Below are 15,399 nucleotides of genomic sequence, written 5' to 3'. Positions count from 1 at the left end.
ATTAATCATTTTAATTAGTTTTATCAACAAAAAAATTAAAAGAATTTTTATTGTAAATATAACGCTTTGTATGACTTATTTCTACAAATAATGCATCCTTCTGAAAATCTAAAATTTTTGCATACAAATTATTTAATACTGAGTTTTGAATATTTTCAAATGCTTCATCTAACATTATTAAATCATATTGACTACAAAATAATCGGAGTAGATTTATAAATTGTTTTTGTCCTGAAGATAAATAAATTCCATTATCTTCAATTTTATAGTTTCAATCTAACCTAAATGATTCAATAAACTTATTGAGTTGATATTTATCAATATTTTGTTTAAAAATATTAATTAGATTTGGATCTTGAAATGTAATTAGATTAATAAGATTTCCATTTGGCAAGCAATTATTTCAGCACATAAATATTTTCTCGCGCAACGAAGATAGATCAATATTTAAGATATCTATGTCATTTATAAATAATTTACCATCAAAATTTTTGTAAAGTCCATAAATTAATTTAAATATTGTTGTTTTTCCACAACCATTTTTGCCAACTAAATGTGTGTTTTTATTTATGGTTAAGTTAAGGTTTTTAATAATATTATTTGCATTATATCCGAAACTAAAGTTTTTGAATTGTATGGTTTTTATTTTTCCAATTTTACTTTTATTATCAGTATCCTCAATGTTTATGAATAATATGTAATTTAGTCGTGATATGTTTTGTTTATTAATTTTCCAATTTGAGAAAACTTCTAGTATTTCATCTGAGGGAGAAATCATAAAAGTTAGTGATGAATTAAATAACAGTAAATTTCCAATTTGCATTGAATTATTTAGTATAGATTTTGTAGCAATATAAACTATTAATATTTGCATAAGTACGTTTAAAAATGTTGTAAAAACGCTTTTAAAATTTATAATTTTTCACATTAAAAAAGAATCCAAATAATTTTTTCTAGTTAAATCATTAATTTTTTGTTGCATGCTTTCTTTATAAATTGGATTTTTCAAATTAATATTATTTAAAAAGATTTCTAAATTTTTTTCATACATCAAAACACTATTTTTGATAAGTGTTGGAAAATGTTTGTTTGTAATTTTTTTAAAAATGAAAATACCTAGAAAATTTATAAACACTATAAAATAGCTAAATAAAGCAAGCCTTCAATCAATTAAAAATATTGTGATTCCTGATGCAAAAAATATAGTAGTTCCAGAAAACAATAGTGGAATAAAATTACTATAAAACATAGCAATGACTTGAATTGAATAAAACCTTTGCATATAGTCAGATTTCGAAATTTTTTCAAACTCTTTTATTTGTGAATTTAGTGTTTTTTGCACAAATAAATTAGTAATTTTTTGCTGTAAAATCAAATACAACTTTTGTTGTAAAAGTGTCTTAAAGAAATTGGATAATACTCTTAAAACAAATATCCATAAAAACAAAATAATATAGTAGTTTAAAAGCAATATATTTTTAGGAACAATAACATTATCAATAATATACTTCATTAAAAAACTACTAGCAAACAAAAAAGCCTGAAAGACTATCGACAAAACGTTTATTACTATTAAGTTTAAAATGTTTCCTTCGTAAATGTTTAGTTTGTTTGAATTGTTTGTTGAAATTGTTATCTGATTTGTTGCTTTTACATAAACTATAATGTTTAAATATAAATTTTCAAATTCAGTTAGTAAAATCTTCCTTTTTCCTTTTGCAGGATCAAGTGCATAAATATATTTACTATCTTTTTCTTCGATGATAATATAATGAAAATAGTTGCTTTCTTTAGTTAATACAAAAATTGGCTTATCAATATTTAGTTTAGTAAATGAGACAAAATCGCCTTCTAAGATTTCACATTCAAGTCCTATTTTTGATGCTAAATTCTTAAGGTTATATAAACTAATTCCATTTTGACTATATTCAATATGTTGTTTTAAAAGATTTATATCAATTCATTTTCTATAAAAATGTTTGTAAAAGCTCTGCAAAACAACAAGTCCACAGTCTTTTTCATCCAATTGTATTTCTAATCTCATACCTTAATTTAAAATCAAATACTTTAGAATTTTTAATATTTGAGAAACATTTGTGAAAGATTTAGGAAAGCATAAAAAACTAGTCTCATTTTTGAAACTAGTCTTAAATAAAACATTAATATTACTACACACGCAAGAATGCGATGGTTGTTGGGAAAATTGCACCCAATATACCCAATATTAAAAATGTAATTATGCAATGTACTAAGATTCTAATAGCTCTTTTTTTGTTAACTTCAACATCACCTTTAGTTGAATACCTTACAGCAAGAGTTCTAAGAATTCCAATGATTAAAAATAATCCAGCTAAAGATAATAAGATAAGAGAAACAATTGTTAAAACACCACTTGTAATAGTTCCAGCATTTAATCTAGCTGCTTCGTCACTCATGCCCTTAAACATTTTATTAGCTAAAATCTTAGAAGCATCTTTGTTAAAAATGTTTGCAATAGGTTGTAATTTATTGCTTACTTTTGCAGCATTTGCTGCTACTTCATACATCATAGGGTCCTCCTTTTTTGTATAGTTTATTATAGACATTTTTCTAAAAAAAACAAGATTTCAAACTTTTTAACGGGAAAAATAACATTTTTTGGTTCAAAAATAGATTATTAATTTGTAAATATGAGATGGTTAATTTCGTTTTGAAATTGTTTTCAATTGAATAGCAAGAAGTTTGAATTTTATCTTATATATAAAGGAAAACTAAAATTTCAAATTAGGTATAATTTATACACTTCAATATTTAAGAAAAGGAGAAAATATAATGTTTGATACACATGCAGCACAAACTCAAGAAGGTTTTAAACCAAATGTAGATAATAACATTAGAGAAGCTAAAATTAGCACAGGAGAAATGGGCCTTGTTGTTCTTTGATGATTTTTTGGAATTATCACACTTTTACTATGAATTTGGCCTTTAGTTTATTATTTTTCAAAGAAAAATTATTTCAATAGAAAAATGCAATCAATTCAAGAATCAAGTTCAACCATTCAAATAGCTGAAAGAAAAAGATTTGCAACCATTACCAAAATGGCTACTGTTGTGCAAAAATATGCAGAACATGAAAAAACAACATTAACTGAAGTTGCAAGATTACGTTCAGGATTGAATGCATTAGCAAATGAACAAGACCCAGTTGTTCTAAATGCTGGATTAAATGACATTTGAAGAGGAATGAAAATTCAATTTGAAAGATATCCAGAACTTAAAGCAGATAGAATGTATCTAAATTTAATGGCTGAAATCGATCAATGTGAAGAAGAAATTTATGGTGCATCAAGAATTTACAACCAAAGAGTTTCAACATTCAATTCAGAAATTTATACATTTCCATCAGTTTGGGTTGCAAGCAAAATGCAATTACATAATTTAGCATTTGTTCAAGCTTCAGCACAAGAAAGAGCTGATGTTGATTTAAATGCAATTATGAAATAACCTAAAAATTTAGTGCCTTTATAGGTGCTATTTTTTTCATTTATTTTGGTTTTGTATATACAATTAAATACTTTTTTAGTCAATAGTTCACTAAAATTTATGTATAATTATATATTTATAATATATAAAAAGTTGTAATGAAAGGATTTTATTATGAGCAAAGAAGATGAAATCAAAAAATACGGTGCAGATAATATTCAAGTTTTAGAGGGACTTGAAGCCGTAAGAAAACGTCCTGGAATGTATATTGGATCAATCGGATTTAGAGGGCTTCACCACTTAATTTGAGAAATTGTTGATAACTCAGTTGACGAAGCGATGGCGGGATTTGCAACTAAAATTGACATTAAACTTTATCCAAACAATGTACTTGAAGTAGTTGATAATGGTCGTGGAATGCCAGTTGACATTCATACTAAAACCAAAAAATCAGCTGTTGAAACTATTCTAACTGTTTTACATGCTGGTGGTAAATTTGATAGTAGCAACTATAAAGTTTCTGGTGGACTTCATGGGGTTGGTGCTTCTGTTGTTAATGCATTAAGCGATGTATTTGAAGTATGAGTTAAGAGAAATGGTAATTTGTACTATCAAAAATATACAAAAGGTGGGCATCCAGTTAAACCTTTAGAAATTATTGGAAAGGTAAATAATAATGAAACAGGAACAAAAATCAAATTTCATCCGGATTATACAATTATGGATAAAGTTGACTTTGATTTTGGAACTATTATTGACCACGCAAAGCAAATTGCATATTTAAATAAAGGTTTAAACATTACTTGTGAAGACGTTGAAAAAAATGTTATTAGAAATTATTGCTTTGCAGGTGGAATTATTGATTATGTTAATGAATTAAACAAAGGTAAAAAATTAACTATTCCTAATGTAATTTATGCAGAAGGAACTTTTAAAGATAGAGTTCCAAATGCAGAAAATGTTATGGTAGAAGTTGCTATGCAATATAATGAAACTTATACTTCTAATATAGTTTCTTATGCAAATAATATTCAAACCGCTGATGGTGGAACGCATGAACAAGGATTTTATGATGCTCTAACCAGAATTTACAACAAATATGCTGAAGATAATAAACTTTTCAAAAACAAAGATGAAAAAATATCCCGCGAAGATGTCAAAGATGGTTTAGTTGCTATTATTTCAATTAAACATACTGATCCTATTTTTGAAGGTCAAACAAAAGGCAAACTAGAAAATAAAGATGCTAGAATTGCAACAAACAAAGTAATTTCTGAAGCTTTAGAAAAATACATGGCAGAAAATCCTGATCATTCACGTGCAATTATTGAAAAATGTTTAATGACACAACGTGCTAGAATTGCTGCAAATGCAGCAAGAGATGCGTCAAGAAAAAAAGATGGTCTTGATTTAGGAAATTTACCAGGTAAATTAGCTGATTGTACAACCAAAAATGCTGAAATTTCAGAATTATTTATTGTCGAAGGTAACTCTGCTGGTGGCTCTGCTAAAATGGGTCGTGATCGTATGACTCAAGCTATCTTACCTTTACGTGGTAAGGTTATTAATGCAGAAAAAAATGACTTTAGTACTGTATTAAGTAATAAAGAAATTGCAACTATGATTCATGCATTAGGAACCGGAATTACTGATGAATTTAATATCAATAAGCTAAAATATCACAAGATTATCATTATGACTGATGCCGACGTTGACGGTGCTCACATTACAACTTTATTATTAACTTTCTTTTACCGTTATATGCGCCCATTAATTGAATATGGTTTTGTTTATTTAGCACAACCTCCTCTATATAAAATAACTGCAGGAAAAAATATTTCTTATGCCTATAACGATGCACAAAAAGCAGAAATATTAGCTAAATTAGAAAATAAAAATAATATTTCTATTCAACGTTACAAAGGACTTGGAGAAATGGACCCTGAACAACTTTGAGAAACCACAATGGACCCTGCTGTTAGAAAAATGCTACAAGTACAAATTGATGATATAGCAAGCTGTGACACTGTTTTTGCAACTTTAATGGGTGAAGACATTGAGCCTCGTCATGATTTTATTCAAGAAAATGCAAAGTATGCCAACAATATTGACTTCTAATTTTTAATTTTTTAACTACATTAATATGGAATTAATTGAAAACCAAGGGTATACAAATAAAACATATCATGATAAATCTAGAAATCTATTTGTTAAAGTAAAAAGTTATGATCCTTTTAATCATAAGATAGACTATAAAATTTTAAATACTTTGGATTTTAGCCCTAAAGTAGTTTTTGATGATGCTCAAAAGCTAGAAACTGAGTGAATTGATGGCCTTGAACTTAACCCAAACAACTTAACTAATGAACAACTAAAAATTATTGGTAAAGAATTAATCACTTTGCATAATTCAAAATTAAAGTTTCCTAAACAAAATCAAATTGCACGTCGTTTTAAAATTTATTTACAGAAAATAAGTTCGTTGAATAAAAAGGTGGCAATTATTGATAGGTATTTTAATAAATTAAACACATTTTTAAAAAATATTAATACTTCAGCACCATGTCATAATGATTTATGGTTATTTAATATGATTTTTAAAAATAACATTGTTTATATTACCGATTGAGAATATGCATCTATGGGTGATGTACATTTTGATTTAGCATATTTTATTGAAAGTAGTAATCTAACAAAAGATCAAGAAGAGGTATTTTTTGAAGCTTATGGTGATGATTATGAACCAAAATATCTATTAATTCATCGTATTATTGTTAATGCTTTAATAGTTTTATGAATTAATTCTCATGAAATTAATCCATTTTCTGATGAAATTTATAATAAACGTGTTGAAAAATATATGCAAGAGTATTTGTCTAAATATAATTAATAAGAGATAGATTATGCCAAAACTATATAAAAAGAATTATGTGACACGAAAAAATGATCCTACAACTCAAGCAATTATTGAAGATTTAAAAGAAGTATTTGGAACTAATGAATTTGATGATCTTTCAAATATAAGATTTTTTTATGAGGGATTTAACAATAAAACTTACATAGGAAAATTAAGAAATGTATGAGTTCAAATTAGAATTCCCAAAAAAATTGCAAGTTTAAATTATGCTAATGAAACTAAAGTAGTTTTAACTTTCAAAGATTATTTTTATGCTAAAGATGGATATTTGATTAAAAAATGGTTTCCAGGCCAAGATTTATATAAAATTAAAATCACTGAAAAAGTTGAATATGCAATTTTTAATTGTTTAACAAATTTTAGAAAATTAAAATTACCGATTTCAAAATTTAATTGATATGCATATAAAGTTAATGATGAGAAATATTATCAACTCTTAGAAAAATACAAAGATCAAGAGTATGTTATATCGCATAACAACATTAAAAGACACAACATATTAATCAATAAATATGGTTTTGTTAAATTAATTGATTTTGAATATGTGGCTTACAATTCAAAATACGTAGATTTAGTAGGACTATATTTATTTTTAAGTATTGATAAGCAAAAAATAATTGAACATTTTCAATTAGATGAAACTATTTTTGATGATTATATTTATTTAGTAGAAACTTTTGACAAAGCTGCTTATAAAGAAGTTTATGAGAAATTAGATATTCCACAATGCAAAATTACTGACTCATTTTCTCAAATGCAAAATAGAGATTATTCAATCTCTAACAAATTTATTTGCCAAAAATATCACAATCAATTTGACAATCGCTTGAATTTGAAATTACTTGAACAATTCTATTTTGTTCCTATTTGTGTTTATGAAGATAATGACAAAGTTATTTGAAGATGGCTTGATTGTAATAGTGTTTATTTTTTAAATCGTAGTCAAATAAAAATCTTGGCACACGCGATGAAAACATATCATGATTCAGATGTTAAATTTCCTTCATTTATACTTAAAGAAAAAGTTGATTGGTATATGAAAAATATTAATTTAGATGATGTTTATAACGATATTGGTGGCAAGGAAATAGTTGATCAAATATTGTTATGAATTAATGATATAAAGCCGGATGCAAATTGTCATAACAATTTAAATTTAGATAATATATTTTTTAATGAAAATTACAATTTATACATAATCGATTGATCAGTAGCTTATTATAATAATAGATTTTTAGATATAGCATTTATGTTTGAAAATATTGGGCTTTCTGAAGCAAGCGAGGCATTTTTTTGATTGCATTATGGAATAAAAAAACCAGACAATTTTTATAAATATAGAATTATTAGTCATTTTGTAGCATATTTGTATAATAATATTTTGAATGGTGATTTTACTATGTCAAATATCAATGTCAGAAGAATTAAAGATATTTTAGAAAAAAGGGGGGGAATAATGAAAAATAAAAATATGGATGAGAAACCAATTCAAAATTTAGAAATAACTTCAGAACAAGAATTACCTAAAATTGATGAAAAACAAGTTAAAAAAATGCATAGAAAAAAGATTTTAGGAAATGTATTTTTATTTTCTTCATTAACTATTGCCTTTGCTTCTATAATAACTATTCCTTTAGTTTTAAATAGGAAAGGTTCTACTTCAAGAGACAAATTTGTTTCAGATAAATTAGAGGATACAATTTACAATGAAGTTGAGCTAACTAAAGATAAAAAATACAAATTACAATTTACTTCCAAAATTGATAAGTCGTCAAATCTCGCTTCCCAAATAGGCATTGCCAGAAAATTGGAAACTAATAAGAAATTTGAAACATATAAACCGCCTTTATTAAAATATCGTGCACTATTTGATTTTAAAGGTGGAGACTCAAATAAGTTTTCTAACTACAATAATAAAGAAGACCAATATTATGAAATTAAAACAACTGAATTTAATTTTGGTAAATTAGATTATTTAAAACTACTAACTGAGCATTATCAAAAACATTTTAAAAATATAATAGATCCAACTGAGAAATTAAACAAAATTAATTCCGAATTAACTTTGGAAAAAACAATTGGTACGCTTGACAACATTAGTTATTCTTTCACTTTTATATATGAAAATAATGGCAGTTATTACTATAATGAACTTAAAAATGATTTAAAAGGAATGTTGTTACATTCATTTTTAGAACAAATTATTTTAAAAGTAAGAGATTTTGTTAAAAAATATCCAAATAAAAAAATAAAAATAACTTTATCTAAAGCAGATTTTTCATTAAAAGGAAAAGCAGATTTAGTAAATATGAAAATTTCTGAATTATATTTCGACAATGACGTTATTTTTGATATAGAAATTGAATAAAAAAAGCATATTTTATTATTTATGCTTTTTTGTTTCTTATTTTTTTCAGGAAATTTCTTTAAGTTGAGGGAATAATACAACTTCTCTAATTGAATCATTTTCTGTAAGTAGCATTATAAGTCTATCAATACCAATACCGCAACCGCCAGCTGGAGGCATTCCATATTCTAATGCATTAACAAAATCTCAATCAATTTCATTAGCTTCTTCATTTCCATTTTCACGTTCATTAAGTTGTGCTTCGAAACGTTCTAATTGGTCAATTGGGTCAGAAAGTTCAGTAAACATATTAGCAAATTCTTTTGTGTTAATAAATAATTCAGCTCTTAATGTAAATCTTGGATCTTTAAGGTCTTTAGCTGCTAAGGGGCTAATTTCAATTGGATGGCCTCAAACAAAAGTTGGTTGAATCAATGTTTCTTCAATATATTTTTCAAATAAGTCATTAATTACATGACCTAATTTGTAATATTTTTCACATTTAATGCCATGACTTTCTGCAAATTTAATAGCTTCTTTATCACTAAATTTACGTAAATCAATATTAAGTTTTTTGTTTAGTTCTTCAACCATATTAATTTTATTAAATGGATATTTAAATTCAATTTTTTGTCCATTAAATACAACAGAATTAATGTTTAATTTTTTAGTAATGTAAGCAAATAGTTTTTCAGTTCTATCCATCATTCCTCAAAGGTCAGAATAAGCTTCATAAAATTCTATCGAAGTAAATTCAGGGTTATGAGTAGTGTCAACACCTTCATTTCTAAAAATTCTACCTATTTCATAGACTCTTTCATAACCACCAACTAATAATTTTTTTAGTGGAAGTTCTGTTGCAATTCTTAAATAAAAATTATGGTCTAAAGCATTATAAAAAGTAATAAAAGGTTTAGCAGCAGCTCCTCCTAAAATTGGCTGTAAAACAGGAGTATCAACTTCTAAGTAATTTAAATTGTCGAAATATTCACGAATTGCTTTAATAATTTTTGTTCTTAAAATAAAAGTTTTCCTAGCTTTTTCATTAACAATAGTGTCAACATATCTATTTCTATATCTTTCTTCACGATCAACTAAACCATGATATTTGTCAGGCAAAGGTTTTAATGCTTTTGTAAGTAAAATTAAATTTTCACACCTTAGCATTAAAGCATTAGTATGAGTTTTAGATATAGTACCTTTTGCACTAATGATGTCCCCTAAATCTAGTTGCTTCAAAACAATAGAAGCTTTTTCATCAAGAATTTTTTTATCAATATAAATTTGCAAAGTCATGTCACGGTCTTGAATAACAATAAATGGACCTCTTTGTGCAATAACACGTCCATTAACAATATATTTCTTATCTTGAGATTCTAATTCTTCTCTTGTTTTGCCATTAAATTTATTAAAAATCTCTATACAACTGATTGTTGGTTTAACTGTACCATTAAAAGCTAAAATATTTGATTTTTTTAATTCATCAATTTTATTTCTTCTTGTTTGTTCTTGTTCGGTAAATTTTCTTTCCATAATTAATTTGTTCTTTCTTTGTGAATTAAAATGTTCTAACATAAATTAATTATTTTAATTTTATATTAAAATGTTTGTTTTTCCTACTAATGGTTAACTTTTGCTAAAAAAACGATTTTATGTTATATTTGTAACACAAATTTTACACTAAAAAAATTATTAGTTGGCGGTTATGAAAGAGTCTATGAAATAGGTAGAATTTTTAGAAATGAAGGTGTTGGCACTACTCATAACCTTGAATTTACTTCGATAGAATTTTATGAAGCTTATTCTGACCTTTGAGGAATGATGGATAGAATTGAAAAACTATTTGCTTACATTACTAAAAAATTAAACATTAATTCTGTTGTATTTAATGGACAAAAAATTGAATTTAAATATCCATTTAATAAAATTAATATGGTTGATGAACTAAACAAAAAACTTAATATTGATTTACGTAAATTTAGTGATAAAGAAGCTATTAAATTTGCTTCTCAAATGCCTGACATATATTATTATGAATTTGAAGTAATAACTCAAAATAATGAAATTAAGAAATTTAATAAATTGGATTATTTCTTAAATGTTGTTAAAAACGATACTAATAATTTCGTCTTTGCAAAATATTCTGAAAAATAGAAAAATAGAACTTTTAAGTTTTCATATTTAGAATAAAAGTTCTATTTTTTATATTTGTTAATTAACATTACGCTAATTTTGTAAGTTAAATAAATAGGAATTAATGTTAATGGTAAACCTAATGAATATGCTATTAATGTAGAGTTTAAAGATAAATCACTTGTAATTTTAAATGCAATAGCTATCTTACTAATAAAGCTTACAATAAATAATGCACTTAAAGAAAAAATAACTGATGCATAAACTTTTCAATAGAAAAGTGGATTTGACATAAAAATAGGTTTCTTACTCATTAAATTTATTGCATTAAATGTAGCACATATACCTAAGACTAAAAATGCACAAGTTGATCCATATTCCACAAATTGAGATGTTTTACCATTTTTTATTGCTAAAGAAGCTCCTAAATAATATCCAATTAATGAAATAATACCGACTAAAATTCCTTGTCACAACATATTTATTCCCATTCCATTTGCAAATATAGACTGTGATTTAGGGATAGGCTTATTTTTCATATAATTTTCTTTTGAATCTTGTAAGCCTAATGCAATTGCTGGAAATCCATGTGTAAATAAATTAATTCAAAGAAGTTGCGTTGCTCCTAAAATATAAAATTCAAAGTTTGGATTTGAAATTGTTAAAGCATTAATTTCATTTTTAAAAATACCTTTAAAAATTAGTAATCCGAAAAATACCAAAATTATTTCTGCAATTGAAGTAATTAGTAAGTTATGAATCACATTTTTAATTTTTTGATAAATAGAACGGCCATTTTCAACTGCCTTTACAACTGTTGCAAAATTATCGTCTGCTAATACCATATTTGCAGCTTGCTTAGAAACTTCAGTGCCAGTAATTCCCATAGCACAACCAATATCTGCCGCTTTTAAAGCGGGTGCATCATTAACACCATCACCTGTCATTGCAACAACTTGATTTTTTGTTTGTCATGCATGTACAATTCTAATTTTATCTTCAGGTGCAACTCTTGCATAAACAGAATATTTTTTAATATTTGCATTTAGTTCATCATCACTAAGCTTATTTAATTCAATTCCAGTTAGCGCTAAATCACCATCTTGATAAATTCCTAATTGTTTAGCAATTGCAATTGCAGTTTTTATGTTATCGCCTGTAATCATAATAGGTTTAATACCAGCACTTTTACAAATAGCAATTGCTTCTTTTGATGTTTCTCTTGGAGGGTCTATCATAGCAACAAGACCGATAAATTCCAAATTATTTTCTAATGCAGACATTGCATTGCTATCTTTTTCATTATTAATTTTGTTTAAAATATCATTATTTATTGATTTTTTAGCTATTGCTAAAACACGATATGTATTATTAGATCAACGATCAATCGTATTTTTTATTATTTTTTGATCTTTTTCAGCTAAATTAACACATCTTTGTAATAAAACATCTGGTGCACCTTTTACAATAACTATATTTTCATCATTAATTTTGTTGATAGAAGTCATAAGTTTGCGATCACTATCAAAGGGAAGCGTTTTTATTCTTAAAAATTTTTCATCAAGAATTTTCTTTGTTTTATAACTACTAGTTTGTTCTAAATAATATAAAAATGCTAATTCAGTAGGATCGCCAGTTTCTTTATATAAGTCATTTTCTTTTATTAAATTAGCTTCAGAACATAATGAGGCAAATTCAATTAAATTTAGGTTTGAAGTATGATTGGCAATATCATATTTTTTATTTAAAACAAATGTATCAACAATTGTCATTTTATTTTGAGTTAATGTTCCAGTTTTGTCTGAGCAAATAATTGAACAACTTCCTAAAGCTTCAACAGCCATTAGACTCTTAACAATTGCCTTTTGTTTTGCCATTTTTTGAATACCAATAGCTAAAATAATTGAAGTAAATGCAACTAATCCTTCAGGGATAGCAGCGACCGCCAAAGAAATTCCATTAATAAGTGTTGTACTTCAAAAAATTACATTTCTAAATGATCCTTTTGAAATAGCTTGAAAAATAATTTGTACTATTACACTCAATACAAATAAAATAATTCCTGCAATTGCAAACATTTTACCTAACTTATTAATTTTTGCTTGCAATGGTGTCATTTGTTCTTTTTCATTGTTAACTAAACTTGCAATTTTCCCAAGCTCTGTGTTTATTCCGGTTTTTGTAACAACAAAAATACAGTTTCCAGCAACAACAACTGAGGAAGAAAAGACTGAAAATTTTTGATCTCCAATTGGTAAAGATAGATCTTTTTTAACGTTATGATCTTTTAAAACTGGTAATGATTCTCCAGTTAAAGAACTCTCAATAACTTGTAAATTAGAGCTATTGATCAAATAACCATCAGCAGGGACAATATCACCTGCTTCTAAAAACACAATATCTCCAATTACAAGTTCTGATGAATTAATAGTTAATAAATTCCCGTTTCGTTTTACTTTTGCTTGCATTGGATTTAAGCTTTTTAATGCATTGATAGCTTTCTCACTTTTAATTTCTTGAATAGCACCAATCAACGAGTTAGTTAGAACAACAAACAAAATAATTGATGGTTCAATAAAAACAATAACTAATTCTTTTGAATAAACTCAATTATTTTGGGAAGCATAAACAATTGCCATAATATATGAAATTAAAGTTGCACACAATAAAATAATGACAAGTAAGTCCTTAAATTGTGCTAAATAAACTAAAAATGGATTTTTCTTTTTAGTTTCTTGCAAAATATTTTTTCCAAATTTTTCTTGCCTTTCGATTACATCGTTGTTGTTTAATCCAACGCTTGGATTGGTAGTGATATATTCTTGAATATTTTTATTATTTTGCAATTGATAATTTATTGTTTTTGTTGCTGTTTTCATATTTGTATTTAATTTTATATTAATAGTATTTTAATTTCTTTTAATTTGAGAAACATTTGAGAAAGTTAAATAAAAAAAGGAAATAAATATTTCCTTCAATTATCGTTATTTTGTTTGCATTTGGCATGTGCTAACTAGACTATTTTTAATGTTTTGATCAACTCCTGGAGTATATAGTTTTATTTTAAAAATACCTTTTCACATTCAAGCAAATGCTGGGCTTAATAAAGCACCAAGTGCAAACATTAAAATATCTAATAAAATAACAATTGCTAATTTTCCGCCTTTGTAAAATAATGGTTGATCAAAGTTTAAAAATTGGTAAACAACAATGTTATATTTTGTGTAATTATCAACGTTAGGAATATGTTTTAAGTCTAATAATCTTTTTCCAATAAAGAAAGTAATCATAGCTCAAGTAAAATATCCTAAAACCATAACATTGGTTAGTCACATTTGTGATTTTTTAATTGATATATATTTTCTTGCAAAGCCTAAACAAATAAATGCTATAAATGGATTTATTGCATGTAATACAAAACTAGGAATTGCAGCACGTAAATTACTTCATGTTCCATTTTTAATTGAAACAAAAAAGATAAGTGTTCAATAAATAACAAAGGTGATTGTAATATTTACAACACCAAAAAAGAAGAAATATTGTGCTTTTTGATACTTATGGTAGATAGCATAAATTATCATTGATAATGCTAAAACCATATTGCTTATCATAGTGAAAGTTAAACCTACTGGTCACATATTTGCAATTCCACTTGGATAAAAACCTTTATTTCCTATTAGTGAATCTGCTCCTGAATTTTTAAATCTTTTCATTAAATTTTCAATGCTAGTGTTATAACTATTGAACAAAAGGATCAAATTAGTTACGAGTAGAATAATTCCAATAAATAAAATTACTTTGTGAATTTTCTTTCAACCACAAAAACCATTTTCATTACATTTACTTGGTTGCGAATTTTTAATTTCATTTGTCTGTTTTTCTAAATTCATAGTTGTTTTATTATATACAAATTTAAATTAAAACTATAATTAAAGAAGTTGAAAGGAAAATGTAATGATAGCTAATAAAAAACTTATTTTAATTGTTGATATGTTAAAAGGATTTACAGAAATTGGTTTATTATCATCACCCTACATAAAAAAATTAGTTCCTAAAATTAAAGAATTTTTGGAAGATGAAAGTGAAACAGACAATATTTTTGTATGTGATAGTCATTCAATTTATGATTTAGAAATGAAAGTATATCCTGCTCATTGCTTAAAAAATACAATTGAATCAGAAATAGATAATGATTTGAAACCTTATGCCAAACAAATAGTTTTAAAAACTACAACTAATTCTTTTTTTGAATTAAATTTAAAAGAAATTGAAACATATGACACAATCGAAATTGTTGGATGCTGTACAGATATTTGTATTTTACAATTAGCATTAAATTTAAAAACTTATTTCAATAAGTTAAATATGGATAAACAAATTGTTGTTTTTAAAGATTTAGTAGATACTTTTGATAATAAAGAACACAAAAGAGATGAATTTCATGATTTTGCTTTGAAATTAATGAAAAATTCTGGAATTTTAATTAAAAATTGGAAATAAAAAAGTCGAAGTTTTCGACTTTTTTATATGAACAATTTCT

General features: G+C 25.6%; 11 protein-coding genes. 6 read left to right on the top strand and 5 right to left on the bottom strand.

The annotated features are described in order from the left end of the window. Window positions 1-10: 10 nt before the first annotated feature. Both EXC60_RS06465 and EXC60_RS01825 read right to left on the bottom strand, forming a co-directional pair. Entirely contained in the window at window positions 11-2,044 is a 2,034-nt protein-coding gene (locus EXC60_RS06465; RefSeq protein ID WP_036456619.1) for an Mbov_0121 family peptidase domain-containing ABC transporter, read from the bottom strand. A gap of 124 nt (window positions 2,045-2,168) precedes the next feature. Continuing rightward, window positions 2,169-2,549, bottom strand: a complete 381-nt coding sequence (locus tag EXC60_RS01825) for a hypothetical protein (protein ID WP_024544327.1) — start codon at window positions 2,547-2,549, stop codon at window positions 2,169-2,171. Between the two features lie 262 nt (window positions 2,550-2,811). Here EXC60_RS01825 and EXC60_RS01820 point away from each other — a divergent pair, with 262 nt between their 5' ends. The 4 genes from EXC60_RS01820 (at window position 2,812) to EXC60_RS06455 (ending at window position 8,747) form a co-directional block, all read left to right on the top strand. Further along, a complete protein-coding gene (locus tag EXC60_RS01820; RefSeq protein WP_051327696.1) occupies window positions 2,812-3,483 on the top strand; it encodes a LemA family protein in 672 nt (223 codons plus the stop codon). 153 nt (window positions 3,484-3,636) lie between these two features. Continuing rightward, a complete protein-coding gene (gyrB, locus tag EXC60_RS01815; RefSeq protein WP_129619901.1) occupies window positions 3,637-5,580 on the top strand; it encodes a DNA topoisomerase (ATP-hydrolyzing) subunit B in 1,944 nt (647 codons plus the stop codon). Window positions 5,581-5,605: 25 nt separating this feature from the next. Next, window positions 5,606-6,352, top strand: coding sequence for a phosphotransferase (locus tag EXC60_RS06460; protein WP_024543806.1), 747 nt, complete (start codon window positions 5,606-5,608; stop codon window positions 6,350-6,352). A gap of 13 nt (window positions 6,353-6,365) precedes the next feature. Further along, window positions 6,366-8,747: a protein kinase family protein gene (locus tag EXC60_RS06455; RefSeq protein WP_129619899.1), complete on the top strand. Its 2,382-nt coding sequence runs from the start codon at window positions 6,366-6,368 to the stop codon at window positions 8,745-8,747. A gap of 36 nt (window positions 8,748-8,783) precedes the next feature. On the opposite strand, the gene lysS is transcribed toward EXC60_RS06455, so the two are convergent. Then, on the bottom strand, window positions 8,784-10,259 hold the full coding sequence (gene lysS / locus EXC60_RS01800) for a lysine--tRNA ligase (protein ID WP_129619897.1): 1,476 nt from the start codon (window positions 10,257-10,259) through the stop codon (window positions 8,784-8,786). 93 nt (window positions 10,260-10,352) lie between these two features. On the opposite strand from lysS, the gene EXC60_RS06450 reads away from it, so the two are divergent. Continuing rightward, complete coding sequence (locus EXC60_RS06450; RefSeq protein ID WP_129619895.1) at window positions 10,353-10,880, top strand: amino acid--tRNA ligase-related protein; 528 nt, start codon at window positions 10,353-10,355, stop codon at window positions 10,878-10,880. 41 nt (window positions 10,881-10,921) lie between these two features. Here EXC60_RS06450 and EXC60_RS06445 read toward each other — a convergent pair whose 3' ends face one another. Both EXC60_RS06445 and EXC60_RS06440 read right to left on the bottom strand, forming a co-directional pair. Further along, a complete protein-coding gene (locus EXC60_RS06445) occupies window positions 10,922-13,738 on the bottom strand; it encodes a cation-translocating P-type ATPase (protein ID WP_024544282.1) in 2,817 nt (938 codons plus the stop codon). Between the two features lie 105 nt (window positions 13,739-13,843). Next, entirely contained in the window at window positions 13,844-14,749 is a 906-nt protein-coding gene (locus EXC60_RS06440) for an MAGa3780 family membrane protein (RefSeq protein ID WP_024544281.1), read from the bottom strand. 64 nt (window positions 14,750-14,813) lie between these two features. Between EXC60_RS06440 and EXC60_RS01780 the strand changes: the two genes are divergently transcribed. Beyond that, complete coding sequence (locus EXC60_RS01780) at window positions 14,814-15,359, top strand: cysteine hydrolase family protein (protein WP_029670618.1); 546 nt, start codon at window positions 14,814-14,816, stop codon at window positions 15,357-15,359. Window positions 15,360-15,399 lie beyond the last annotated feature (40 nt).

Source organism: Metamycoplasma salivarium, from assembly GCF_900660445.2.
GTDB classification, from domain to species: domain Bacteria; phylum Bacillota_I; class Bacilli_A; order Mycoplasmatales; family Metamycoplasmataceae; genus Metamycoplasma; species Metamycoplasma salivarium.
This window is presented reverse-complemented; position numbering and strand designations above follow the sequence as displayed.